This window comes from Cytobacillus oceanisediminis, assembly GCF_003182355.1.
GTDB classification, from domain to species: domain Bacteria; phylum Bacillota; class Bacilli; order Bacillales; family Cytobacillaceae; genus Cytobacillus; species Cytobacillus oceanisediminis_A.
Genome location: NZ_QGTW01000003.1, coordinates 76,910 through 103,596, shown reverse-complemented (window position 1 = coordinate 103,596; position 26,687 = coordinate 76,910). Strand labels below are relative to the sequence as shown.

Sequence of the window (26,687 nt, the reverse complement as noted above, 5' to 3'; positions counted from 1 at the left end):
AAATGAGATTGAAATCATGATTTCACATGGTATAATGTACAAATTAATAACTTGTAAAGAAGAGGGTGGCAAAATGGAACAAAAGGTAATGACAAAGAAATGGGTGCAGTTGGAAGATATTTTGATTGCATACCAGCAGCTTAAGGATATTGTTGCCCATACGCCTTTACAGAAAAATGAACGGCTATCTGAAAAATATGGGTGCAATGTTTATTTGAAAAGAGAAGATTTGCAGCATGTCCGCTCATTTAAATTAAGAGGTGCCTACTATAAAGTTAAATCCTTAAATGCAGCAGAACTTGAAAACGGCGTTGTCTGTGCCAGTGCGGGAAACCACGCACAGGGAGTTGCATATGCCTGCAGGCACCTTGGCGTCCAAGGGAAAATTTTTATGCCGGCAACGACGCCTAGACAAAAAGTAAGCCAGGTGGAGCTATTCGGCAGGGACTCCGTTGAAATTATCCTCGTAGGTGATACCTTTGATGATTCCTATCATGAAGCTATAAAATGTGCTGAGGCGGAAAGCAGAGCTTTTATACATCCATTTGATGATGAAATGGTGATTGCCGGACAGGGTACCGTAGCAGTTGAACTGCTGAATGACTGCGAGGAACCTGTGGATTATGTTTTTGCCAGCATTGGCGGAGGCGGTTTGATGGCAGGCTTAAGCACTTACATAAAAAGCATTTCCCCGGAAACGCAGATGATCGGAGTAGAGCCTGCAGGGGCTCCATCAATGAGCGAGTCAATCAGAACCCAAACAGTGGCTCCGTTGGATGAGATTGATAAATTTGTAGATGGTGCAGCGGTCAAGTGTGTGGGTGAAAAAACCTATGAAATTTGCTATGAACTCGTAGATGATATTTTCATGGTTCCTGAAGGAAAAGTGTGTACCACCATTCTTGAATTATACAATGAGCATGCGATTGTCGCTGAGCCGGCTGGAGCAATGCCGATCGCGGCCTTGGATTTGTGCAGGGAACAAATTAGAGGAAAAAACGTCGTCTGTGTAATCAGCGGCGGAAATAACGATATTGGGCGCATGCAGGAAATTAAAGAAAGGTCCTTGCTGTACGAAGGCCTACTTTACCACTTTATTGTTAATTTTCCGCAGCGTGCCGGAGCGTTAAGGGAGTTCCTTGATGAGGTGCTCGGTCCAACGGATGATATTACCCGTTTTGAATACACAAAGAAAAATAATAAAGAAAACGGGCCTGCACTTGTTGGTATAGAACTAAAGCATAAAGAAGACTATAGTGATCTAATTTTAAGAATGAATAAAAAAGGCTTCTCCTATACTGAGATAAACAAGGATAGCAACCTTTTCCATTTGCTTGTGTAAGTACCCTCGCTGCAAGTAGGTGAGTGAAGGTAAAATATTTTTTTGTGAATTTAATATGAACTTTTTTCTGTATCTGCGACATTTTCCTTGAAAAATACTATAATCAATGTAGATTTACAACAATGTATTTTAAAGGGGATTTACTGCATGCTTTCAAATATCGGTGTTCCAGGGTTGATTTTAATTCTTGTTTTGGCCCTTATTATTTTTGGACCAAAAAAGCTGCCGGAAATCGGTCGTGCTTTTGGGGAAACCTTAAGGGAATTTAAGAAATCAACTCGTGACCTGACTAGTGATGTAATGGAAGAGCTTGAAGATGATACAAAGAATAAGGTGTGAGGAATTACTTCTTGCGCCTTTTTTTTATTATAGGCAGAATTAATCCTTAATGTTTATTTTGGCACCCTGTTGATTGGAGCGAAGGCACGAGATCCTCGAAAATACATTCGCATTTTTTTCGTGCGATGTTTTTTCAAGAATTACTCCAGGGGGAAAAGCCAGTCAAAGGGGGACCCCGCAGGCGCAGGACGCCAGGATCCCGGGACCCGCCCGAGGTTCGCTGAGCACCTGGAGCGGTAACCAGCAGGCTAGTCAAAAGAGCCTTATTATAAGTAAATAAAGGCTGGGCCAGAGCCCGGCTTCATTAAATTGGCAGGAGAACAATATGGAAGATAAAGAGCTTAATTTAGTCGATCACCTGGATGAATTGAGGAAAAGGCTAATCATAGCAGCATCAGCATTTATTGTATTCTTCATTGCAGGTTTCGTATTTGTAAAAGATATTTATCAGTGGCTTGTAAAAGACTTGGATGTTAAATTAATTGTCCTGGGCCCCAGTGATATAATCTGGGTGTATTTTATGCTTGTGACTGTCATAGCGGTAGCAGGGACTATACCGGTCTTGGCTTTTCAAATTTGGCTTTTTGTAAAGCCTGCTCTAACCACGGCTGAACGAAGAATTTCACTTTCTTATGTACCGGCGCTTTTCATATTATTTATTGCAGGCTTATGCTTTGGATATTTTGTTATTTTTCCTACAGTCCTAAGTTTCCTTGTCGAATTGGGAGGAGAAATGTTTGAGGCCAATTTCACAGCGGATAAATATTTTCGTTTTGTCCTTCATATGACCCTGCCTTTTGGGATATTGTTTGAGCTGCCGGTAATCATTATGTTCCTGACTTCTCTCGGGATTATTAATCCATATGTGCTGACAAAAATAAGGAAATATGCTTATTTTGTTCTTATTTTTATATCTGTTGTTATTTCTCCACCGGATTTTATGTCTGATATTCTTGTAACAATCCCTTTGCTGCTTCTGTATGAAATCAGTATAAACTTATCTAAGATTGTTTATAAACGAAAGCTGAGGAGAGATCAACGCTTTGTTAAAGCCTAATGATTTTGGCACTTTGCTGATAGGAGCAGAAGGTGCGAGATCCTCGAAAATGCATCTGCATCTCTTTCGTGCGGTATTAATTCAAGGATGCTTAATTAAAGTCCTGCGGGAGTGCGGAATCAAAGGGAGACCCCGCATGCGCAAGGCACTGAGGGGCATCGGATCGCCCGAGGTTCGCTGAGCACCTGAAGCGGAAATCAACAGGCAAGGTTAATAGAGCCATTTTTTATAAAAAAATTAGTAAGCCAGCATATTCAGACACATTTCGAGCCATAATTGGGGTATAATATAAACAAACGGGTGAAAAAGAGGATTGATATTTTGCTATTCAAAAGCCTAGAGTTCAAAAATGCTGTTGGACAGAAGGTAAAAATCGTAGAAATTCCTGTATTGGAGAAAGATAGCCATTATTATTTTATGATCCAAGTCCGTTTACAAACTTTTATTACCACCGTATATGGCAATGGAAAAACAAACAGAAGCCACTCATTCAGAGAGTATCTAAAAAGAGTTTTGAAATGGCCAGTATATGAAGAAATCTTTAAAACTCCAGAATTAAAGAATAACGCCTAACATTTTGGGTACCGGCAGCCGCCGGTACTCTTTTATTATGGATTTTGGTTTAAGCAATTCAGGGAGACAAGTATCTTATTCGATTGCTTGTTTTGTGTTTCGCTTTATTTGTATATTGCTTAAATGTATAATATGAACTAATTGTTAATGCTAGGGATGTGAAGGTGCAATGGGTAAAATTAAAATTGTTACAGATTCTACAGCGGATCTGTCGAATGAAATAATTGAAAAATATGATATTGAAGTCGTTCCACTATCTATCCATATTGAAGGAAATACATATTTAGACCGGGTTGATATTACCCCATCTGAGTTTATGGGGAAAATGAAAGCAGCAAATGAGCTTCCAAAAAGCTCACAGCCTCCTGCTGGAGCATTTGTAGAGGTATACGACCGATTTGGAGAAGAAGGATATGAGATTCTTTCTATACATATGACTGGCGGGATGAGCGGCACAGTCCAGTCAGCTGAAAGCGCGGCTGGAATGTCAGCTGCAAAGGTAAAAGTAGTAGATTCAAGATATATTTCCAAAGCACTGGCCTTTCAGGTAATGGAAGCAGCCAGATTGGCCAAGAAAGGAAAGAGTGTGGAAGAAATTGTTGAGCGCCTGGAGACAATTCGTGAGAATACAAAATTATTTGTAGTGGTGGACACTCTTGAAAACCTTGTAAAAGGGGGGAGAATTGGCAAAGGCAAAGCTATGATTGGTTCTTTGCTGAATATAAAGCCAATTGCATCCCTTGAAGGGGGCGTCTATACACCGGTTACGAAGGTAAGAAGCCATACTCAGGTTGCAAAATATTTGGCTAAGCAATTTGCCGAGGATGTTAAGGGAAAAGCAATTAAGGGCGTAGGCCTCGTACATGCAGAAGGTTACGGGCTTGCTTCCAAGCTGAAAAAGATGGTTGAAGAAATATCTGGATATGAACCCATTGAAATAGAAGAAACAACGCCTATTATCAGCACGCATACTGGTCCTGGGGCAATTGGCTTTATGTATTATTTGGAGGATTAAATATGGACGCATGGTTTCCTTTATGAGACCATGCTATTTTTATTTTAGATGCTTCTCCTTTGGCTGCCGGCTAATAATCGTGGTTGAAAAACCTGTATTTAAATAGTTATTACATATGAGTCATTGTAAGCAATTCTTAAAACTTTTTATAAATAAAAGGTATTCTTTCAAGTTTTGCCGAAAAAGGTTAGTTAGCTATTTACAATTTTGAAGGATTCGGTGACTGCTTTTATGAAAGATCAAATCAAAAACCTGCCTTTATTCAGAAAAGTGCTGTTATTCTCCTTTCTTATAACATTCCTGGTTACGGTGTTAACAGCGGGTATCAGCTTCATGGTTGAAACCAGACAAATGGAGGAACAGCTTTCAAACAGAGTAGCTGAAATGGCCTCTCTGTGGAGCTCTGTTATTTCTAATGATGATGTTGAAAAAGTAAAGGAGTTTCAAGATCCTGAACATCCTGCCTATAAAAGGCTGGAACATATTATTTCTTTGGTAGATGAAAAAGCATCCTTTTCTAATGCTTCCCTGTTTATGCCTGAAAAAAGTCAGGAATGGTCAGTGATGTACCTGGCAACTTCAAAAAGACAAAAAAATATGGGGTTGGAACCTTTTTCCTATTATTCAGCAGGAGAGGCTTTTTTGGAGGGGTTTTCTGAAGCAGTTAGCCAAAATAAAACGGCATACAGCAAAGTTTATCGCGATCAATATGGAATGTGGATTTCCGCCTTTGCCCCCATAACGGATCCGCAGGGCAATATTACTGCAATTCTGTGTATTGATATTAATGCAACAGTGATAGACTCATTTCAAAAAGATTTGGCTTTGTATTTGTCCGGGTTCTTTTTAGCCATTATTATCCTTGTCTATTTTATTCTAAGACGGGGGCTAAAGAAGGTTCTAGAGCCGATCAATGATATAATCTCAGGATTTAAAGAAGTGAGCAGCGGAAACTTTAACGTGAAGCTAAAGCCATCAAATCAGTCGGAATTAGGGGTTCTTTCTGAAAGATTTAACTTTATGACAAACCAGTTGTCCATTCTTTTTGAGCGATTGTCGGCGACTTCGGAACAATTTGGGTCAGTTCAGAGGAACATGGCTTCTTCACACCGGTTTGAGGAAGCCATTGGCGAAATGGAACACATCATGGAAAAAACAAAAATCCTTAAGGAGCTGCAGAGAGCAGAAAAGATGAATGCAATCGGCCAGCTTGCTGCATCGGTCGCCCATGAGATCAGGAACCCAATGACTGTGGTTAAAGGTTTTCTGCAAATCTTTTTGTCAAAGGACCAAATGAGCGAAGAAGAACGTATGTACATTAGACTAATGATTGATGAGATGGAGAGGGCTGAGACAATTATTAATAACTATCTATCCCTCGCTAAACCAGATTTGGATCAAGTCGAGGACCTTGATGCGGCAGAACTTGCGTCCAAAGTGATGGACTTAATGAATTCTTATGCAATGATGTCTAAAAACATCTCTGTAGCTTCTCAAATTTCAGAAGGAGTTTACATTAGGGGGAACACGAGTGAGTTAAAGCAAGTGCTGATTAATATTTATAAAAATGGCATAGAAGCGATGAAAGAAGGAGGAAGTTTAGCTCTATCTGTTTATCAGGATGGACAGTATGGCGTTTTTGAAATAAGTGATTCAGGAATAGGAATGACAAAAGAGGAATTGGAAAGATTGGGTACAGCCTTTTATTCTTTAAAGGAAAAGGGAACAGGAATGGGCCTTCTTGTTTGTTACCAGATAATTGAAAGAATGAAAGGGCGAATAGAGGTTGACAGCGAAAAAGGAAAAGGAACGGTTTTTAGAATATACATTCCTATTGCCAATGGTTAATGACAATACATAAGATCTTCTATGAGATTATGACAAACCACAAGACAAGAACACCCTAACCCCTAGGGTGTTTTTTATGCTTATTTAATTCAGAAGTAATAAGAGGGAAGCAGGTGACAAAAAAAGAGTAGAGGAAGTATATAAAAATGCAACCTTTGAAACAAAAGTGGAAAATACGCTTGTCAGAACAGTTGTAATAGACTAAATGCAAATTGTGTTCACAGGTTTGTCACATGTATTTCTTTCTTCTTTCATGAATATTTGCTAAAATTAGCTTCGTAACTAATTAAAGCAGGTGAATTTATGAAATTACGAGTATTGGCAATGATTTGCTTAGCTGTTATACTGCTTCTTTCAGCATGTGGACAAAGTGGGATCAAGGACGCGCTAAACTGGGAGCTCGCCGATTTTACTTATACAAATCAGGAGAATAAGGAATTCGGCTTAAAGGACCTTGAAGGTAAAGTATGGGTAGCAGACTTTATTTTTACAAATTGTGAAGATGTATGTATGCCGATGACAGCCAACATGAAAAAGCTTCAGCAGCTGGCTGAAGAAGAAGGCATTGAAAATATTGAATTTGTTTCTTTTAGTGTTGACCCAAAAGTCGATACACCTGAAGTGCTGAAGGATTATGGTTCCCAATATAGTGCAGATTTCAGCAACTGGCATTTTTTAACCGGTTATAAGCAGGAAGAAATAGAGAAGTATGCGATGGATAACTTTAAAACGATTGTGAAAAAACCGCAAACTGGCGATCAGGTGATACATGGAACAGACTTTTACTTAGTCGACCAGGAAGGCAATGTAATGAAATACTATACTGGACTTGCGGAAATTCCTTTAGATGAGATCATCAGGGATATCAAAGCCTTACAATAGACCTTTTAAGAAGGTCTATTTTCTTTTTCGTCCAAAAAGCTTCAAACTTAAAAGAGGTTTGTTTTTTTCAAATAAGAGGCACATGTTATAATATGAATGACTTAATGGGGCAGGTGATAAAATGATTAAAAAATTCACCTTCATCTTTTTTAGCTTGTTGCTGCTGGTTTCCTGCAGTTTTAGTCCATTAACCAATAAGGATATAGTTCATCCTGGTAAACAATCCGAGTTAACAGCAAAAGAACAAATTCCAATGGAATTCTTTCCAAGGAATCTTACGATTGCAGCTGTCGGTGATTCATTAACACAAGGCGTTGGTGACAGCACTGAACGGGGCGGTTATGTGCCTTATCTCGAAGATCTATTGGAACAGGATAAAAGTGTTCAAGATGCAGCTTTTTATAATTTTGGTGTTAGAGGCAATCGTTCGGATCAATTATTGAAAAAATTGGAGACTGATGAAGTAAAAGATGTTGTGAAAAACGCAGACGTAGTTATTATAACCATTGGCGGCAATGATGTTATGAAAGTAGTGCGTGAAAATTTTTCAAATCTAAAAATGAAAGCTTTCGCAAAGGAAAAGAAAAATTATGAAAAAAATTTAACGGATGTTTTAAATACAATAAAAGAGGTAAACCCAAATATTAAGATAGTTTTAATAGGGTTATATAACCCTTTCTTGAAGTGGTTTTCAGAAATTAGGGAAATTACCGATATTCTTGAAGACTGGAACAGTACAAGCCGAGCCATATTGGCCATGTATCCAGGAACCTATTTTGTTGAAATAGATGATCTTTTCCAAAATACGCAGGAAAATCTTCTATTTACCGACTATTTTCATCCCAATGACAAAGGGTATGAATTAATAGCAGAGCGTGTCCATGAAACCCTGACAAAAGAGGTTTTAAAGGACCTGTCTTATAAAAGGGAAACAGCTGGAAATGGAGAGAGTGTAATTGAAAGATAACAAGTGGAAAAAACTCTTTTTGGTTTTGCTGGCGATCAATGCAATTATTATTATTCTTTTGCTAATTTTTATTAGCTTGCCAGTTGAAGATGAAGAATATATAGCAAACGAAGTTAATGAGGGTAATTATGTACCTTTTAATATTCAAGCTAATAAAGAGGATCTCAATAGGGTAATCAACCACTATCTTGAAAAAGAAGGGCTGACCGGAGGAGCGATTGACTATAAAGTGCTGCTAAATGACGAGGTAGACTTATATGGTTCCATTCCATTTTTCAGCCAGGATCTGCAAATGAAACTATCATTCGAACCTGAAGCGCTGGAAAACGGGGATGTGGTTCTTCAGCAAAAATCAATATCCGTTGGGCAGATGAATCTGCCTGTCTCACATGTTCTGAAATTGGTCAGGGATCGCTATAAACTTCCCGAAGGGGTAACCATTCAGCCGAAGGAAGAAAGAATTTACGTATCACTGCAACAAATGAAGCTAAAAAGTGATGTAAAAGTAAAAGTTGATGAATTTAATTTAAAACAGGATGATATCCGATTTACGCTACTAGTTCCTGTAAAATAAACGGCATGAAAAAGGAATCCTTTCAGTTTGAGAGGATTCCTTTTTTATTATGCCTACTGCCAATTTTAATCAGCATCAGTTTGGAAGAATGATTGCTTCTAATTCTGGCTCCTTTGCTACTAAGCCCACTGCCAATATAGTATATACCTGATCTGCCTTAAATTGGACACGCGGTATGGACAAGGCAACATTGGAGGTACCTGCTATTCTCGCTTCTAAATCCACAGTCATTGGGGTTAAAGCAAGATATTTGCTAGCCTGCCGGAACGATATGTTCGGAAAAATCACATCCCGGTTTTTTACTGCAATATCAACGGCCGGGGCATCCGGTGAAAGGTGGACAAACCTGATTTTCGTTTCTCCGGATGGTACAGCTGGATGATCTTCCAAAATGACAAGCTTTAATTTGGCGGCATTTCCTGCGGCAGCAACTGTGTATATTTTTCCTGATTCAACTGTAACCTTTCTGCTTAAAACAGTCGAAACCATATTTCCTGCCGGATAAATATCAACCTGGTATCTGCCTGCTGGCAACGATAGATAATCACTTGCTTCTTTATATGGGAAATCCCTTAATATTCTTGTGCCATTTACATAAATATCAACTGGGCCTGCATCAGGTGATGTATGGACTATCCGTACTTTAGCTGCTTTTTGCTGGGTTTCTTCTCCTGAAGGTGTCATATTATTGGTGCGCATCATATGCATAGCATAGTTAAGGCAGTTCAGATGTTTTTGATAATAGGCTATATGTTTAGCTGGATTTAAATATTTAAAGTATTGTGCTAAAAGGTCATACTTAGCTGCTTTTTGAAAATACCATTGCTGGTTTCTATTTTTAGCCATACTCCTCGCTCCTATCTCCATTCCTTATTTCAATAACATATGTGCTTTTTTGGGTTGATGCCACAACTCGATGCAGAGCTCTCATGATTTTCTGAATGAATCAGAAAGTTAAATAAAGGCTTTACATTTGGCGTTATCTTCCATATAATAAAAACAAATAAACGAAAGCGGGTGATGTGCTATGAAAAAAGGAATTCTTATTTATACGTTCATTGTAGATAATTCAGGCACAGCCCAAACGGAATTCGTTTAATCGAGCGAGAACTCTAGTGTACTCTATGCTTATTAAACCATGGGCTGCTGGCCTATGGTTTATTTTGTTTGCGAAAATATGGAAATGGAATTAAGAGTGCCTTCCAAATAACAATAAGCATGGAGGAACAAACCTTGACCATTTATAAATTTGGATTTGATGACTATTTTAAAGAAGCATTTTCAGCATATGAACAAAACGGGTATCAAATTGGCCGGGTTGCCTTAGAGCATAAAAGGATGTACCGTGTTTGGACGGAAAATGGGGAATCGCTTTGTGAAGTAACGGGCAAATTTTCATTTGAGGCTGCTGTGAGAGAAGATTACCCGGCAGTTGGTGATTGGGTCGTAATAAAGGAAAGGGCAGGAGAACAGCGCGGGTCAATTCATGCTGTTCTTCCAAGGAAAAGCAAGTTTTCAAGAAAATCTGCCGGATTAAGTACTGAAGAACAAATTGTTGCCGCCAACATAGATACCATTTTTCTTGTTAACTCTCTTAACGAGGATCTAAATTTAAGAAGGTTGGAAAGATATTTGCTATTATCCTGGGAGAGTGGAGCTAACCCTGTCATTGTCCTGACAAAGGCAGATCTTTGCGGCAATCTGCAGGAAAAACTTGCTGAGGTAGAAAGTATTGCAATGGGAGTGCCTGTTGTTTCAATCAGTGTAGTTGAAGAGAAGGGAATCGAAGGCTTAAAGCCGTTTCTTTCACCAGGTAAAACAATAGCATTACTTGGTTCATCAGGCGTAGGAAAGTCGACACTCACAAATTACCTGCGTGGGCAGGAAAAGCAAAAGGTACAGGATATTCGGGAGAACGATGACAAGGGAAAACACACGACTACCCACCGCGAACTCGTTCTGCTCCCTGAAGGTTCGGTTCTGATTGACACACCCGGAATGAGGGAGCTTCAACTGTGGGAAAGCGAAGGAGGACTCGCGGAAAGCTTTGCTGATATCGAAGCAGCTGCGGAAAACTGCAAATTCAGGGATTGTACGCATGAAAATGAACCCGGATGTGCTGTAATTCTGCAAATTGAGGAAGGCATCCTTCCCCGGGAACGTCTTAACAGCTATAAAAAGCTTCTGAAGGAGCTTGCTTATTTGGATAGAAAACAGGATAAGCGCGCCCAGTCCGAGGAACGCAGGCGCTGGAAAAAAATAAACGCCGGCGTAAAACGTAAAAGAGTATAAAAATTCAGAAACCTCTTCATCGAAGGGGTTTCTTTTGCATATGAAAGATATTTTCATTAATCTTATGTATATGGCGTAAAATCATCTTATAAAGGGAAAAAGTAAAAGGTAGAGAAGTGCCGGAAAGAGGTGGACAGAATGGGAGATAAACAATACGAAGCAGCAACATTTGCAGGCGGCTGCTTTTGGTGTATGGTGAAGCCATTTGATGAACAGCCCGGAATCAAGGAAGTGATATCCGGCTATACCGGAGGAACTGTGAAGAATCCTACCTACCAGGAAGTGTGTTCAGAGACAACTGGCCATTATGAAGCAGTCCAAATCGTGTTTGATCCCCAGGTTTTTCCTTACGAAAAGCTCCTGGAATTGTATTGGCAGCAGATAGATCCTACAGATGAGGGCGGCCAGTTTTACGATCGAGGCCAGTCCTACCAGACAGCCATTTTCTATCACAATGAAAACCAAAAACAGCTGGCAGAGGAATCGAAGCAGAAGCTGCAGGAAAATGGTCCTTTTACAAAACCGATTGTGACAAAGATCCTTCCGGCTTCTGACTTTTACCCTGCAGAAGATTATCACCAGCATTACTACAAAAAGAATCCGGGAAGGTACGAAGCATATCAGACCGGATCTGGAAGAAAGGCCTTTATAAAGGCGCATTGGGGTGAAAGCAAATGAAGAGCAATAAAGAGGATTTGAAGCAGAAACTGAATCCCATGCAGTATGATGTAACTCAGAATAATGGGACAGAGCCGCCATTCCGCAATGAATATTGGAATGAATTTAAAGATGGAATATATGTGGATATTGTATCAGGAAAACCTCTATTCAGCTCAAAGGATAAATATGATGCAGGTTGCGGATGGCCGAGCTTCACAAAGCCTATCGAAGAGGAAGAAATCCTGGAAAAAGAAGATCGGAGCCATTTCATGGTGAGGACAGAAGTCAGAAGCAAAACAGCAGATTCACACCTTGGCCATGTTTTTGATGATGGGCCGGGACCTGTTGGCCTGCGTTACTGTATTAATTCAGCTGCGCTTAGGTTTATTCCGAAGGAGAAACTGGAGGAAGAAGGCTACAAAGAATATCTGAAATTATTTGATGGGGCAAACTAAGAATTGGAAGGTGTTTTTATGTTTAAGAAATTATTTGGCAAAAAAGAAACAGTAAAAGCTTTGGAAGTTAAGGCTGCTTTAACAGGTACAGCCGTTAACCTTGAAGAAGTTCCGGATCCCGTGTTTGCTGAAAAAATGATGGGGGATGGCATGGCAATTGAACCTTCGGAAGGGGTAGTTGTTTCACCCGTAAATGGAGAGGTTGTGCAAGTATTCCCGACAAAACATGCCATTGGAATCCGTGCTGAGAATGGCGCAGAAATTTTAATTCATATCGGCCTCGAAACGGTCTCCATGAAAGGGGAAGGATTTGAGACGCATGTTTCTGAAGGCTCAAAGGTTAATGAAGGTGACAGGCTCGTAACGTTTGATTTAGAGCTTGTAAAAGAAAAAGCAAAAAGCACGGTCACACCTATTATCGTGACAAATGGAGACCAGATTGCATCTCTTGAGAAAAATGCTCCAGGCAACGTAACCAGAGGTTCTTCTCCAATCATGAAAATTACAGCAAAGTAATAAGCGAAGCCGCCTTAAATGGGCGGCTTTATTTTAGTATTTTGCCTATTGCTTACATGGAATGTTCCTTCACTGGATTTCCCTTTGATGTCATGCCGCCAGAGAGAATAAACTTCATGGCGTTTTCTGGTTTGACATCAATGATCTCCACTTGCTCTTTCGGTATCAGAAAGGTAAAGCCCGCTACCTGGAAGGTTTGGGGCACATATACAGCAATATATTCCTTTAGCGGGTGATAGAAATCCTCCAGCGATTCGGATGTAATGAACCCAAGGCTCTTCATTTCAGTTCCGGGTATCGTAACAAGTGCTACTTTTGAGAATGACTTTTTTTCGCCCAAAAATGAATGGACAGTATCCTTAATAACCGAGTAAATCGTTTTTACAAGCGGTATTTTTTCCAGGAGACGATCAACAACTTTAATAATGGAACCGGTAATAAATTTTGTGGAAAGCCAACCTAAAAGAGTGATCAGAATTAAAGTGGCCAAAAGCCCAACACCTGGAATATAATCATCTTTCAGATAGTTTCTTAGGACATTCCCCATTAGGCTATCCAAAAATAAGAATGTTTTAATAACTACAAAAATAGCCAAAAAAATGGGCACAATGGTTAAGATCCCATTAATAAAATTCTTTAATAAGCTTTTCATTGCTTTATTACTCCTCTTTCAATTAAGAAAAATTTATCTATTCTGCTTTTGTCAGGATGGAAGAGATTTGAATGACAGGATCCTCTAAGCTGTTATTGACTGATTTTTCACCTGACACAATAAACTTTACATGATGGGGGCCATTTTCGAGGCTGCTTGTAATATATTGATATCTTTCTTTTGTTAAAGGCCACCATGCAGAAAGCGAGGTAACAAAAACTTCATCTATAAAAACATCCATCTTGCCGCCCATTTCGCTTCTGATCATAGTTACTCCCAAAAACGGGCCAGAAAATTCATATTCCAGGCTGTCACCAGCTTTGTGGCTTTGCCAAATGCCGTCTTTGTGAATAAAAGAACCGGATATTTCAGTAACATGAGCAATCGAAGCCATTTCAAAATCGGTATTCTCATTAATTGGAGCAGATAAAACAGCCGTAACTGCTTTATTTGCGACTAATTCTTTTATCCTCTTATATAATGTATCTGCATAAACTTGATAGCCCGCATCATTTGGATGAACCATATCCTTTGTCAGGTCCTCGGCAGGCAATCCTGATTGTTCAAAGGGCTCTCTCATATCAATATTTTTTGCTCCATAATGATGTGAAATAGTTGCTATGGCCTGAGCAAACGACTCGTTATCAAGCGGGCTTTCAGTTATTGTAATAATTTCTGTATCAGGATAAAGCTGTTTAGTCTTCCGGATCAGTCCTTCATAAAAATATGAAAACTGCTCTGCGTCCATATATTTGCGGTCGTTTTCCCCAAAGACTATAAACGTTAAATCGATTTTGCCTAAATGCTTGGATTGCTGCAGCTTGTAAAAACCTTCAAACGCCGTTGCGCCGCTTTGTACTAATGAATGCCGCTTGGCTTTAATGCCATATTCTTTTTTCAAAAAACGCTCAAGCCGGGAAAACCATGCTGTTGACTTTGAAGTTGCGCCTGAACCTCGGCCGATGCTATCTCCAATAATGAGATAATTGATATTCTCTTTAGCGGTCAATTTTTCATAAACATTTGTAGGATTGGCTCCTTCTACTTTAGATATGCTATCAAATAATTGATACAAACCATAGATAAAAATGGTGATAAAAAAATATATGCCAATATTCCTTTTTTTCATTGGTTTGAATCCCCCTATTTTTATACATTTCTCTTATTATTATCGTACCCTAATAATGCCTATGGTGAAAAGCTTAAATATGAGGTAAAGCGTTTTTTTATTAAAAATGGGCGAAAGCACATACGGGTCAAGTCCCTGGCACATACATTAATATTGAAAATGCCCAAGAAATCTTGTTGAGGAGTGATTGTTAATGTATAAAGGTGCAGTTGCTGGTGCAGGTTACGACCCATGTTATCCTGGTTACGGATATCCTGTAGCAGGTGCTTATTCCGGCGGACACGGCTTTGCGTTAATCGTCGTATTGTTCATTTTATTAATTATCATCGGAGCATGCTGCTGCGGCAAATGGTAATATAATGGATTTAAAGAGGGCTGTCCTGAAGGGGCAGCCCTCTTTATTTTGTGCATAGAGCGGGAGGTGCATTCGGAATTGAGAGCTAAAATTCGCGGGTAACTGGGGAAACTCCGCGCGTAAAGGTCTTGAACCTGCGCACAAAAAAGGGAACTCCTCGTATAAACGAAAGATCGCGCATAACGGGGAATCTCTGAGCGCAAAAATCTCGAAACCGCACGCATACACGTATTTATCTGAATTTAGGGAATTGAACGGAAAATCCTTTAAAACCGAACATTACTCATTTATAATAAAAATATAGTTCGTAAAATAATTGACCGATTAAGTTATATTTGATATAGTTACCCGTGGTTAAAGAAATAAACGAAAAATGCGTCTGGGGGAATGGGACGATGAAAACAAATTATGATGTAATTATTGTCGGCGCCGGGCCGGCGGGGATATTTACTTGCTATGAGCTAACGCTGAAAATGCCTGAAGCTAATATCTTATTAATTGATAAAGGCCATGATATATATAGAAGAAATTGTCCGATTTTACAGAAGAAAATTGAGAAATGCCCGCCAGCTGCAGGGAGAAAAGAGTTTGCAGGATGCCTGCCAGCATGTTCTATCACAAATGGCTTTGGCGGAGCAGGGGCTTATTCAGACGGGAAATTCAATATTACAAGTGAATTCGGCGGATGGATGACCGATTATCTCCCTGATTCCCAGGTTGTTGAATTGATAAAATATGTAGATGAAATTAATCTGCAGCACGGGGCGACTGAAAGCATTACCGATCCGATGACTGATGAAGTGAGAGATATCGAGCGCCGCGGCTATGCAGCAGGCCTTAAGCTTCTTCGTGCCCAGGTGAGACATTTAGGGACAGAGCAGAACCTTGAAATATTAAAAAGTATATATGAATATCTTCGCGTAAAAATTGATATGTCCTACAAGACTGAGGTTGAAGATCTAATCACAGAAAAAACAGCAGGTGGCCATCAGATTGTGGGTGTAAAGCTGAAAGCAGGAAACGAAATCCATGCAGAAAAAGTGGTTGTTGCACCTGGAAGAGACGGTTCTGTCTGGCTTGCGAACCTTCTTAAGTCACGCCGTTTAAAAATGATCAATAACCAGGTGGATATTGGTGTTCGTGTTGAAACATCCAATATTGTCATGGAAGAGATAAATAAGCATCTTTACGAGGGGAAATTCACCTTTAACACTTCAGTTGGCACAAGAGTTCGGACTTTCTGCAGCAACCCATCCGGCCACGTTGTAGTAGAGAATCACTCGGGAATTATGCTTGCCAACGGGCACGCCTATAAAGATCCAAAGCTAGGAAGCGGGAATACAAACTTTGCGCTGCTTGTTTCCCATACCTTCTCTGAGCCTTTCGATAAGCCGAATGAATACGCACACGAAATTTCCAGGCTTGCGAACAGCCTTTCAAATGGCGGTATCATCGTTCAGAAGTATGGCGATATTTTAAAAGGCAGAAGATCGACAGAGAAAAGGATTAAAGAAGGCTTCCTGGAACCGACTTTAAAGGAGGCTGTACCAGGAGATTTAGGTCTGGTGCTTCCATACAATACAATGAAAAGCCTTGTAGAAATGACAGAGGCGTTAAATCATGTAACACCTGGACTTGCATCCGAGCATACACTTTTCTACGGTGTTGAAGCTAAATTTTATTCTGCCCGCCCGAAGTTAAACGACCGCTTTGAAACAGAGATCAGCGGCCTTTATGTCGGCGGAGACGGTGCAGGAATAACAAGAGGGCTTGCGCAGGCAGGTGCTTGCGGAGTTTGGATAGCAAGAGATATCGTTGAAAAAACAAGGAATGCCCCAAGGAGGGAACCTTTAACTGTATAAGAATAAGTAAAGGCCTTGCTGCAAAGCAGGCCTTTTTGCTATGGTGTGATAACCGTGATTTCTCTATCATCTTATCTTTGATAAAGGCTGTTTTCGTAAAGTTTGTTGCTTTTTGAAGGTAAACTTAGTTTAACAAACTGAGTTGATTGTAGTGGAGGGCACTTGATCCTCGAAAATGCATCCGCATTTTCTTCGTGCGGTGTTTATTCAAGGATGATTATTCAATGTCCTGCGGGAAGTGAGGGAAGTGTGAGACCCCACAGGCGAAGCCGAGGAGGCTCACATCCGCTCCCCGCGGAAACAATGTGAATTTTGGCTATGTTCATCCTTTCGCCACCATCCCGAATGGAGGAAAAGCACAAATCTCAGCTCAAGGATCGGATACGGAAATATGGATAGAACAAAAATAAGTGTAGCCCGGACAGTAATGTCGGGGCCTTTTTAATCCTTTATTTATGTCAAAAAAATACAACCATTTCCTGTAGTATTTTGCTGTAAATCTTTGTATGATATTTCTAACATATCCAAATGAGGTGCAGGATGGAAATCATCAATGAGCTAAAAAGATTGGTAGAAAACAGGGGATTTATAAAAGCACTTAGTGTTTTATCCAAAGAATTGGACGAGATAAAAAAATTAAAGCTTTCGGATATAAAAAGGAGATTGGCGGAAATCTCTTCGGTTGGAGATTTTCAGTTGCTTATTCAATTATTTGACCGGGGGATGATGTACCAATACAGCGGATTCCTTACTCGATATGCACATCGCAGGTACAACACGTTTCAAACAGCAGTTTGGTATTGCGAGGAGTTGAATGACAGCGGAAAAGCATTGGAAGCTGATGAGATCATTTCTGAATATTTGAGTGAACAATCAGAAGATTCAGAGCTGGAAGTAAGGGCCATTTTTACAAAGATTCATAGCCTTTTGGAGATGAAAAGAACGATGGAAGCGGAAAAGTGGCTTGCTGAAATGGAGGCTATTGCCAAGAAGCCAATATGGGATAAATTAGGTTTTTATTACCTGCAGACTGGTGATCGGGCTAAAGCGGAAATGTTTTTAAAGAAAGGTCTGAAGGAACAGGAACGCGGCCATGTTTGCTATCTTTTGCTTTCCGATTTATATGCAGCAAATGGAGAGCCGGAAAAATCCCTGAGCATGATAATAGAAGGAATTGTGCAGCATCCAGAAGCCCCGGCCCTGCATATGGAACTGATCCGCCGATACAGAGATGCCGGCTTAATGGATGAAATGCTTTCAGTAATGGACCAGCTTGATAGCCTTGTTCCCTCTCACAGCTATAAACAATATTTTGAACATCTTAGGACTCTTTCTTTTTATCAAAAAAATGATCTTAAAAATCTGATGGAATATGCGGCTGAAAAGAAACTGAAGGATAGTCCCTTTTCACTAAAGAATCCAATCAATTATGAAGGGGCGGTAAAGCAGCTTGGTATCAAGCCTGTTATTCAGAAAAGCAATTATTGTGTCCCTGCCAGTTTTGAAATGCTCTATTCTTATTACGGGAATAAAGCAAATCAGGATGAAATTGCCGAACATATTTTTGATGTATCAGGTTCCAAGCTTTCAGCCTCTGTTGACTATCTTGAAAAAGAAGGCTTTGCCTGCCGGTTTTTTACAGGGAGTGAAAAACGATATAAAGCTTTACTGCAAAAAGGTATCCCCATCATACTGAGCGTCGACTTTGAGCATTCATCCCATGTCCAATTAATGACCGGATTTGATGACCGTTTTGCTTTTTATATGGTTCAGGATCCAAATTTTCTTGAAACTATTTACGTTAGCTATGAAGAATTTCCAAAGCTTCATATAAATACAAGCTTTTTGTCAATTGCAGCAGTTCCTATGGAAAGGGAAGACGAGCTGAACTTCTTAGATATCGGGGAAGACCAGTATTATAGGGAACTTCACTCCCTATCAGAAAAAGTTGAAGAGGATGAAAAGGAAAACACACCGATTATTGCCGATTTCTTAGCCTCTAATATAAACGAGCCTTATACGCTTATTTATGCGGTAAAATATTTCTCTGGCGCTGCGTATAAGGAATTTATTATTAATTGTGCTGAAAAACTGCTGGCCAACCATCCAGAGTCTGACTTTTTTAAACTACATGCAGCTCAGGCTTATATCCGCTTACAGGAAATGGATAGGGCAGAGAGGGTATTATCGATGGTTGAAAGAAAAACTTTTAGCCCTTTATATCAGTTTTTGCTGGGAAGGATCCATCTTTATAAAGATAAATACGAATCTGCTATCTATTTATTCAGAAAATCCTTGCAGCTTGACCCTGATCAATTCTATATATGGAGTTATGTTGCTTTATGCTTCCTTTATAAGGCCGAGCCCGAAAAGGCAAAGGAAATTTCCGAAATTGCCATGGCATTTCATGAGCCTGACCGCTTTATTAGGGTCAACCATGCTTTAATTCTTTCCGATTTGGATATGACCACAGAAGCCCGCTTAATTTACGACCAATTGCTGCGGGAAGATAAAGGTGATGCACATGTATGGTACGAGAGAGCAAAACTCGACCAAATAGAAGGAAAGCTGCGCAAGGCTGAGAGAGGGTTTATCATTTCGGCCCGCTTGGAACCGGAAATCCCTTACCCATATTTGGCTCTCGCCGATTTGTATGAAGATAACTCGGAAGACAAAACCCGAGCTGAAGAAATCTTAACTAAAGGCAAGAAGCTTGCTAGAAGCCCTCAGCTTCTTATTCGTTTAGGTGACTTTTACAAGGATCATGAGGAATTTGAAAAAGCAGAGCAAGTTTACGCCTCTTGCATAAATCACTATCCGGAAGAGATTTTCGCATATCTTGGTTATGCATTTGTCCTTTCAGAAATAAAGAGACCAGATAGCGCAGCTGAATTTTTAAGAATCCATGCTGGACGTTTTGGAAGGGATAGTGAGTTTTTGATTAATGGCGGAAAGCTGTTTGCTGATTGGGCTGCGGAATCAGAAAACATCGGCCTGCTGGAGGAGGGAGTGTCCTTAATAGAAAGAGGTTTTGACTATATTGATCAAAATCTGGATGAGGCCCTTGAACTCTATGTGAATATCCTGGAAGAGACACCATTTATAGAGCGAGGCATATCCTTCCTTAAAGCCAAAGCAGAGGCAGAAAAAGATCAAACTGAGTATCTTTGCTATGCAGGGACTTTATATGAAAGCACTGGCCAGTATGGAGAGGCAATTCGTATTTACGAAAAGGCCATTAGGATACATGAAACTGGTTTTCCGTATTACAGGCTTGGAGAAACTTATTTTAAACTTGAGCAATTCGAACGCGCTCTTGAAGCACTGAATCAAAGTATAGTACTTAATCCCAATGCAGAAGGAGCATACACCAGGCTTGCGCAGATATATGGGATACTAGGAGATGAAAAGCAGGAAGCTGCCTATATGCTTCGGCTGCTCGATATTGCTCCTCTTCAAGTTAATGTTGAATATTTAACAAGCCTGATTGGCAGTGAAGGTCTTAGTGAATTTATAGAAAAAATGCACCAAAAAAAAGGCGAAGTTCTTGAAACATGGAGGCTGGACAGCCTGGCATACGCCTATGGTGCAGCAGGTGACAGTAAAGAGGAAGAAAGATGCCTGCAGGAAGCTTTGAAGCTGGATCCAGACTTGTCTGAGGTAAAACATCATTATTCAAAGTTTTTCATTAAGAAAAAGAAAAATAAAGAAGCAAGACGTTTGCTGGAAGAATTAATTCAAGAAAACTGGGAAGACGAAGATTTATATGAGACTTTAATTGTCCTATTTGCAGAGACTAAAAAACTTTTTCAGCTTCCCATATTCCTGGCTAAGGTTAGATCAGAAAAGAGTGAAAAAAGCCGGGTGTTTCACATGGCAGCACAAGCCGTGGACCAGTATGCAAGCGGCATAGATTGGGAGAATGAGCAAAGGCCTTCCCTCTTCGGAAGGGTTGTTCAAAAAATGAGAGATAAAACAAGGCAAATTACCTTATATGGGGTAATTATTGATCTATATGAATTATCGATCAAACATGATCCTACGAACAAGAGTGCCCCGGTTGGCCTGGCAAGGTTCTATGAATCTGTCAATTTAGAGGAGGATGCAAAGAAGGTATTAAATACTTCTCTTGATAGAGGATGGGATTTCCTAACAGCCTACCAGCTTGTCCAGCTGCATCTATCCGGCGGCAGTGATCCTCTCGAGAATGCAGCAGAGGTAAATAAAGCTATAAAGCTGCTGGATGCCTGTCTTGAAGAAAATCCTGGCGATACCCATCTTAAGCTTTTAAAGGCGATTGCTTATACACAAAGAATGAGATTTACCCAAGCAGAAGAGCTTTTCACTAAAATTATTATGGAGAATCCCTATGAGAGTGAGGCACATTTTAGATACGGTAATCTTTTAAATACAAGAAGGAGATATGAAGAAGCGATAGCAGTTATGGAGGAAGGTCTAAAAATCCATCCAAAAGATTCTTCACTTTTTATTGAAATGGCCATCTCTTATCATAAAATGAACAACGTTGGAAAATCCCTTCAGCTTATGGATGAAGTGCTTGCTATAGATCCGGACCTATTAGTGGCAAGATATAATAAAGCATGTTATCTATCGATCTTAAACCGGCTTGTAGAAGCTGAAGCAGAACTGGGATATGTATTTGCCCATGACGGAGATGGATTTTTTCATGAACTTGCAGAAGAAGACAATGACCTTATTAATTTGAAAAAAAGCATGATCTAAATATTCTTTCAGCCACCCTTGTGTGGCTGTTTTTTTTGCCTTCCTGAGCATATTTCATTTTGGGGATATCAGCATTCTTTAAGAAAGATTTAATAAGTCATTTCATACAATTTAATATATTGGCCAAAAACACAGGATAAGAGTTTTAAGCCAGGAAGCTGTTTGGCTGTTAAGCCAGCAGCAGAAACAGGTAAGCCGCAGGCAATTTCGCATTTCTTTAGGGTGGAGGGAGTATTCTTAATGGACCAGTCGAATTTAATTAAGCCGATGCTTGATGCACAATATCCGGTGATTGATTACGGCAAGGGCGTCTATTTATATGATACCGATGGAAAGGAATACTTGGATGCATCATCTGGCGCAATTACCGCGAATATCGGACATGGTGTAAAAGAGATTATTGATGCGATGCATGAACAGGCAAAGAAAATCTCCTTTGTGTACCGTTCTCAATTTACAAGTGAGGCAGCAGAAAAGCTTGCCTGTAAAATAGCCGAATTATCGATTGGTGATTTAAATTGGAGTTTCTTTGTGAACAGCGGTTCAGAGGCCACAGAAACAGCTATGAAAATTGCAATTCAATACTGGCAGGAAAAAGGGACTCAAACAAAAACAAAGGTTCTCTCAAGGTGGATGAGCTATCATGGCATCACCCTTGGAGCATTATCGATGTCAGGACATACCGGAAGAAGGGCGCGTTTCATCCCGCTTCTTGAGGACTTTCCTGTCATCCACCCTCCATATTGCTACAGATGCCCCTATAATCTCGAAGCGCCTGATTGCGGCTATTTATGTGCACATGAACTGGAAACAGTAATCAAACGTTTAGGTGCGGAGAACATTGCTGCATTTATTGCAGAGCCAGTTATTGGTGCTGCGGGGGGAGCTATTGCCCCTCCCAAGGACTACTACAAGGTTATTAAAGAAATATGTGATCGTAACGAAATTTTATTTATAGCTGATGAGGTTATGACCGGATTTGGCAGAACGGGTACGATGCTTGCTTCGGAACAATGGAATGTTAAACCTGATATAGTCGCGCTTGGAAAGGGAATGGGGGCGGGGTATGCCCCGATTGCCGCTGCCCTAGTCAGTGATAAGGTTATGGAGCCGATTTTGGAAGGATCCAAAAGCATCATGAGCGGCCATACATTAAGCGCCAACCCTCAATCCTGTGCAGTTTCGCTCGCTGTTTTGGAATATATCGATAAAAATAAAATCATTCCTGAAGTGGAAAGCAAAGGAGTATATCTAAAAAACAAACTGCTAAACCAGCAGACCAGGTTTCCTTTTATCGGTGATGTAAGAGGAAAAGGCCTGATGGTCGGGCTTGAATTTGTAAAAAATCCTGCCACGAAAGAGCCTTTTTCAAGAGAACTGGCCATGACTCAAAGAATAATACAGAAGGCACAGGATCAGGGGCTGCTTATTTACCCTGCGGGTGCAGGTATAAATGGAATAAACGGGGATGCGATCCTGATTGCGCCGCCACTGACTATAACAAAAAGAGAAATTGATGATCTGGTGAAGCGCCTTGAAACAACGCTGCAGTTTTTTTCGGAGAAATATTTGAACCTTGCTGAGGAAGAGGCTGAGAAGAATGGAGAACATTTTTAATAAAATTATCGATATTGAGGCAGCAATGGAACATTTTTATGATGGGATGACAATTATGTTTGGCGGTTTCGGTGGAATTGGTACACCTCCGACCATTATTGACGGCATTTTGGAAAAAGGGATAAAAGACTTAACTTTGATCGGAAATGATTCTGGTTTTCCTCATATTGGCATTGGAAAGGTAGTGAGCCAGGGAAAAGCTAAAAAAATGATAGCCTCCCATATTGGTTCGAATCCGGTTGCAGGACAGTTAATGACAGATGGAAAAATGGATGTGGAATTTTCGCCGCAAGGAATACTCGCAGAGAGAATTCGTGCGGGTGGAGCTGGTATTCCTGCTATTCTTTCTGATATCGGCATGGATAACGACATCGTAACAGGCGATAAACAGAGATGCATATTGAATGGAAAAGAATATCTGGTTGAGACAGCTTTAACGGCGGAAATATCCATTGTTTTTGCTAAAAAGGCCGATCCATATGGGAACTTGATTTATGACAAGAGTGCCAGAAATACCAATCCGCTTGTAGCGATGGCTGGAAATATGACCATTGCAGAAGTAGAAGAGATTGTCCCGCTTGGAAGCCTTGAACCTGATGAAATTATAACGCCTGGCGTTTTTGTCGATTATATTGTCCCTTCAAAAGGAGTGAACTGGAAATGGGCATGGGAGTAGAAGTCAGGAACCGTATAGCAAAGCGTGCTGCAGAGGAAATAAAGAATGGAATGATTGTCAATCTTGGCATAGGGATCCCTTCGCTGGTTCCGAATCATTTGCCTGAAACTACGAAAGTTATGTTTCATGCTGAAAATGGCATTACAGGGATGGGACCCAGCCCGGAGAAAGGAAAGGAAGACGAAAATCTCTGCAATGCCGGCGGTTTTCCAGTCTCAGCAGTGAAGGGGGCATCTTACTGTGATAGTGCGGTTGCCTTTGGAATGATCCGAAAGGGAAGGGTGGATATGACCATTCTCGGGTCCTTACAGGTAAGTGAAAAGGGAGATTTGGCCAACTGGATCGTGCCTGGCAAAAAAGTGCCAGGGATGGGTGGGGCAATGGAGCTCGCACAGAAAGCAAAAAAAGTCATTGTCTTAATGAACCAGACAGACAAGCACGGAAATTCAAAAATAGTGAAGGAGTGCACACTTCCTCTCACATCGGCCAATTGTGTTGACATGATTATAACGGATATGGCGGTTTTTCAAAAATTCGATGAAGGTCTGAAATTAATGGAATTATTCGCGCCTCATTCTGTTACCGAAGTAAGGGCTAAAACGGGATGCGGCTTTACGATCGCTGAAAATATAAGAGTAATTGGTTAATATACTTTGCAAACTTCATAGGGTTAGGGATTTGGGATAAGGGAGTGGTTATGTATGGAAGTGCAACAAAAAATCAAACAATGGCTCGAAGAAAACAAACAAAGGGGAGTGAGGATTCTTCAGCAGCTTGTTCAGGAAGGCAGTACCCGAGGAAATGAAAGCAGTGCCCAGGCTGTGATTATTGAAAAATGCCGGAAACTGGGACTAACCCTCGATATTTGGGAGATTGGAAAGGACGCTCTGATCAAACATCCGGCCTTTTCCTCGGACAGAAAGGATTTTTCCGGAAATCCCAATGTAGTTGCAACCTTGAAAGGAACAGGGGGAGGGAGATCCCTAATCCTGAATGGGCATATTGATGTTGTGCCTGAAGGGAACAGGAATGATTGGGAAGATGATCCCTTTAGCGGAAGGATCGAAGATGGCAAGCTTTACGGGCGGGGGTCAACCGATATGAAAGGCGGCACTGTCTCACTTCTGCTTGCAATGGAAGCCATTATCTCCTTAGACATTAAGCTTAAAGGAGATGTGATTTTTCAAAGTGTCATAGAAGAGGAAAGTGGCGGAGCAGGAACCCTGGCTGCTGTCCTGCGGGGATATAAAGCTGATGGGGCGATTATACCTGAGCCTACTAATATGAAGATCTTCCCAAAACAGCAAGGATCCATGTGGTTCAGGATAACAGTCAAAGGCAGATCTGCTCATGGAGGCACCCGTTATGAAGGAGTTAACGCAATAGAAAAAGCAATGGTTGCTATGACAAAGCTGCAAGATCTGGAGAAAGCGAGAAACCTCAAAATAACAGATCCTCTATATAGCAAAATTCCAATACCGATTCCTATTAATATTGGAAAAATAAATAGCGGCGAATGGCCTTCTTCAGTTCCTGATATAGCGGTAATTGAAGGGAGGATGGGCGTTGCTCCGGACGAAGATATGAAATCGGCTGAAAAAGAGCTGGAGTTATGCATGAAGAAAGCCGCTGAAAAAGATGACTGGCTCAAAAAGAATCCTCCTCAAGTCGAATGGTTCGGCGGGCGTTGGATTCCCGGGAACCTGGAAGAAAATCACCCTCTTATGTCAGTTCTCTCGGAATCCTTTGAAGCAGTAAAAGGCAAGCAGCCTGTAGTTGAAGCATCACCGTGGGGAACGGATGGCGGAATTTTATCCAGGATAGGAGATACCCCTGTTGTTGTGTTTGGCCCTGGTGTAACGGAAGCGGCCCATGATGTAAATGAGTATATTCCCATTCAGGAAGTGTTTGATGCCGCTGAAATTATTGCTTTAGCTATTATGGACTGGTGCGGAACTGAAAGTGATCGGAACAATTAAACACGGCAAATGAAATCGGAAGTGCTTTTAATGATAAATGCTTGGAACTTCCTTTAAAAATTTTGCAGTTGGCCGGTAAATGCTTCCGTTTGGCCGGTATTTTAGTGAATTCGGCCGGTAAATCCGACATTTTGGCCGGTAAAATGAAGGAATTGGCCGGTAAATCCTTTTGAACCTTATACTGCCTGGCCGAATGGCCGGGCAATTTTATTAAAAAAGGGGGTCTAGATAAATGAATAGTAATGCTTCCATTAAAACGGTTAAAAAAGAGAATTTTTCAGCCGAACTGTATATTGATCCTTTCAATAAACGGCTAAGAGTGGACAATTATTTAGGAAATCTGCAGGAAGCGATCCGTGAGGCAGAAGCAGTCGCAAAGGCACAGCAGAGTGAGAAATTAATATTAAGAGGAAGAGCGGAGAATTATGCTTCCCTGCTGGCCCATGGATTTCAGTGCGAGGCAATCATTGACGGTTATTTCCTTGGATCTGACCAATATTTCTTCTGCAAATATTATTCGGATGAAAGAAGGATAAGCGGGCATTGGATTGCTGAAGATAGTATCGTTAAAAATGTTTTGGCCGTTGAAAGAAACAGGGACGTAATTCTGCCTCCTGTCGAATACAAGATGAAAAAAATAACACAGGTGGATGCTGAAAAGCTTGCCGCCCTTTATCGAAAAGTATTTCAAATTTATCCTACACCCCTCCATGATCCCGCATATATTAAAAAAACAATTCAAGAAGGCACCATTTATTATGCATTTCAGTATGGACATGATCTGGTCAGCGCTGCTTCAGCAGAAGTAAATCTTTTTTATAAAAATGCAGAATTAACAGACTGTGCTACGCTTCCTTCCCATCGGAAACACGGCCTAATGAAAATCCTGCTTGAAAAATTGGAAGAAGAATTGCAGTCGCAGGGAATCTATTGTGCCTACTCCATTGCAAGAGCCCTGTCATTTGGAATGAATGCGGTCCTGCATCAGCTTGGGTATATGTATCGGGGCCGTCTTCTAAATAACTGCTATATTTTCGATAAACTTGAAAATATGAATGTGTGGGTAAAGGACTTAGCTGCTTCGCATTGAAAAACTTGCCTCCCCTAAAGGATGTCAAAGGATTTTAATTTACTAATGTGGTAGTTAATCCCGT

24 protein-coding genes are annotated in these 26,687 nt (G+C 40.5%); 21 read left to right on the top strand and 3 right to left on the bottom strand.

What is annotated here, in order from left to right; translation table 11 throughout:
• Positions 1-73 precede the first annotated feature (73 nt).
• The 9 genes from ilvA (at position 74) to DFO73_RS07190 (ending at position 8,597) form a co-directional block, all read left to right on the top strand.
• On the top strand, positions 74-1,342 hold the full coding sequence (gene ilvA, locus DFO73_RS07235) for a threonine ammonia-lyase IlvA (protein WP_110064112.1): 1,269 nt from the start codon (positions 74-76) through the stop codon (positions 1,340-1,342).
• Positions 1,343-1,489: 147 nt separating this feature from the next.
• Positions 1,490-1,681, top strand: coding sequence for a twin-arginine translocase TatA/TatE family subunit (locus DFO73_RS07230; RefSeq protein ID WP_110064111.1), 192 nt, complete (start codon positions 1,490-1,492; stop codon positions 1,679-1,681).
• Positions 1,682-2,006: 325 nt separating this feature from the next.
• A complete protein-coding gene (gene tatC, locus DFO73_RS07225; protein ID WP_110064110.1) occupies positions 2,007-2,738 on the top strand; it encodes a twin-arginine translocase subunit TatC in 732 nt (243 codons plus the stop codon).
• A 321-nt stretch (positions 2,739-3,059) separates the two neighbouring features.
• A complete protein-coding gene (locus tag DFO73_RS07215) occupies positions 3,060-3,311 on the top strand; it encodes a DUF2535 family protein (protein WP_110064108.1) in 252 nt (83 codons plus the stop codon).
• Between the two features lie 169 nt (positions 3,312-3,480).
• Entirely contained in the window at positions 3,481-4,326 is an 846-nt protein-coding gene (locus tag DFO73_RS07210; RefSeq protein ID WP_110064107.1) for a DegV family protein, read from the top strand.
• Positions 4,327-4,557: 231 nt separating this feature from the next.
• Positions 4,558-6,174, top strand: a complete 1,617-nt coding sequence (locus tag DFO73_RS07205; RefSeq protein ID WP_110064106.1) for a sensor histidine kinase — start codon at positions 4,558-4,560, stop codon at positions 6,172-6,174.
• Positions 6,175-6,477: 303 nt separating this feature from the next.
• A complete protein-coding gene (locus DFO73_RS07200) occupies positions 6,478-7,056 on the top strand; it encodes an SCO family protein (protein WP_110064105.1) in 579 nt (192 codons plus the stop codon).
• Positions 7,057-7,177: 121 nt separating this feature from the next.
• Positions 7,178-8,023: an SGNH/GDSL hydrolase family protein gene (locus DFO73_RS07195; protein WP_110064104.1), complete on the top strand. Its 846-nt coding sequence runs from the start codon at positions 7,178-7,180 to the stop codon at positions 8,021-8,023.
• Positions 8,013-8,597: a YpmS family protein gene (locus DFO73_RS07190; protein WP_110064103.1), complete on the top strand. Its 585-nt coding sequence runs from the start codon at positions 8,013-8,015 to the stop codon at positions 8,595-8,597. The genes DFO73_RS07195 and DFO73_RS07190 overlap by 11 nt, the downstream gene beginning before the upstream one ends.
• Before the next feature lie 75 nt (positions 8,598-8,672).
• Here DFO73_RS07190 and DFO73_RS07185 read toward each other — a convergent pair whose 3' ends face one another.
• Positions 8,673-9,443 (bottom strand): DUF4397 domain-containing protein, encoded by a 771-nt coding sequence (locus DFO73_RS07185; RefSeq protein WP_110064102.1) that lies wholly within the window; start codon positions 9,441-9,443, stop codon positions 8,673-8,675.
• Between the two features lie 387 nt (positions 9,444-9,830).
• Here DFO73_RS07185 and rsgA point away from each other — a divergent pair, with 387 nt between their 5' ends.
• The 4 genes from rsgA to DFO73_RS07165 all read left to right on the top strand — a co-directional run bounded on the left by rsgA (position 9,831) and on the right by DFO73_RS07165 (position 12,520).
• Positions 9,831-10,889, top strand: a complete 1,059-nt coding sequence (rsgA, locus tag DFO73_RS07180; RefSeq protein WP_110064101.1) for a ribosome small subunit-dependent GTPase A — start codon at positions 9,831-9,833, stop codon at positions 10,887-10,889.
• Between the two features lie 138 nt (positions 10,890-11,027).
• Positions 11,028-11,567 carry a peptide-methionine (S)-S-oxide reductase MsrA gene (gene msrA / locus DFO73_RS07175; RefSeq protein WP_110064100.1) on the top strand — a complete coding sequence of 180 codons (540 nt, stop codon included), beginning with the start codon at positions 11,028-11,030 and terminating at the stop codon, positions 11,565-11,567.
• Entirely contained in the window at positions 11,564-12,004 is a 441-nt protein-coding gene (msrB, locus tag DFO73_RS07170) for a peptide-methionine (R)-S-oxide reductase MsrB (protein ID WP_110064099.1), read from the top strand. Before msrA ends, msrB begins: the two co-directional genes overlap by 4 nt.
• Before the next feature lie 18 nt (positions 12,005-12,022).
• The gene (locus tag DFO73_RS07165; RefSeq protein ID WP_110064098.1) at positions 12,023-12,520 is read left to right on the top strand and encodes a PTS sugar transporter subunit IIA; all 498 of its coding nucleotides are present in this window, start codon (positions 12,023-12,025) and stop codon (positions 12,518-12,520) included.
• Between the two features lie 52 nt (positions 12,521-12,572).
• Here DFO73_RS07165 and DFO73_RS07160 read toward each other — a convergent pair whose 3' ends face one another.
• Complete coding sequence (locus DFO73_RS07160) at positions 12,573-13,172, bottom strand: DUF502 domain-containing protein (RefSeq protein WP_110064097.1); 600 nt, start codon at positions 13,170-13,172, stop codon at positions 12,573-12,575.
• 37 nt (positions 13,173-13,209) lie between these two features.
• Positions 13,210-14,301, bottom strand: coding sequence for an SGNH/GDSL hydrolase family protein (locus DFO73_RS07155; protein WP_110064096.1), 1,092 nt, complete (start codon positions 14,299-14,301; stop codon positions 13,210-13,212).
• A gap of 193 nt (positions 14,302-14,494) precedes the next feature.
• Between DFO73_RS07155 and DFO73_RS07150 the strand changes: the two genes are divergently transcribed.
• From DFO73_RS07150 to ablB, 8 genes are all read left to right on the top strand, one after another.
• Positions 14,495-14,656, top strand: a complete 162-nt coding sequence (locus DFO73_RS07150; RefSeq protein ID WP_110064095.1) for a YjcZ family sporulation protein — start codon at positions 14,495-14,497, stop codon at positions 14,654-14,656.
• Between the two features lie 395 nt (positions 14,657-15,051).
• A complete protein-coding gene (locus tag DFO73_RS07145) occupies positions 15,052-16,518 on the top strand; it encodes an NAD(P)/FAD-dependent oxidoreductase (RefSeq protein ID WP_110064094.1) in 1,467 nt (488 codons plus the stop codon).
• 540 nt (positions 16,519-17,058) lie between these two features.
• Positions 17,059-21,261 (top strand): tetratricopeptide repeat protein, encoded by a 4,203-nt coding sequence (locus DFO73_RS07140; RefSeq protein ID WP_181395951.1) that lies wholly within the window; start codon positions 17,059-17,061, stop codon positions 21,259-21,261.
• 240 nt (positions 21,262-21,501) lie between these two features.
• Positions 21,502-22,878, top strand: a complete 1,377-nt coding sequence (locus DFO73_RS07135) for an aspartate aminotransferase family protein (protein ID WP_110064434.1) — start codon at positions 21,502-21,504, stop codon at positions 22,876-22,878.
• Positions 22,862-23,554, top strand: a complete 693-nt coding sequence (locus DFO73_RS07130; protein ID WP_110064092.1) for a CoA transferase subunit A — start codon at positions 22,862-22,864, stop codon at positions 23,552-23,554. Before DFO73_RS07135 ends, DFO73_RS07130 begins: the two co-directional genes overlap by 17 nt.
• On the top strand, positions 23,539-24,201 hold the full coding sequence (locus DFO73_RS07125) for a 3-oxoacid CoA-transferase subunit B (RefSeq protein ID WP_110064091.1): 663 nt from the start codon (positions 23,539-23,541) through the stop codon (positions 24,199-24,201). The genes DFO73_RS07130 and DFO73_RS07125 overlap by 16 nt, the downstream gene beginning before the upstream one ends.
• Positions 24,202-24,255: 54 nt before the next feature.
• A complete protein-coding gene (locus tag DFO73_RS07120) occupies positions 24,256-25,533 on the top strand; it encodes a peptidase (RefSeq protein WP_110064090.1) in 1,278 nt (425 codons plus the stop codon).
• Positions 25,534-25,765: 232 nt separating this feature from the next.
• Positions 25,766-26,623, top strand: a complete 858-nt coding sequence (ablB, locus tag DFO73_RS07115; protein ID WP_110064089.1) for a putative beta-lysine N-acetyltransferase — start codon at positions 25,766-25,768, stop codon at positions 26,621-26,623.
• Positions 26,624-26,687 lie beyond the last annotated feature (64 nt).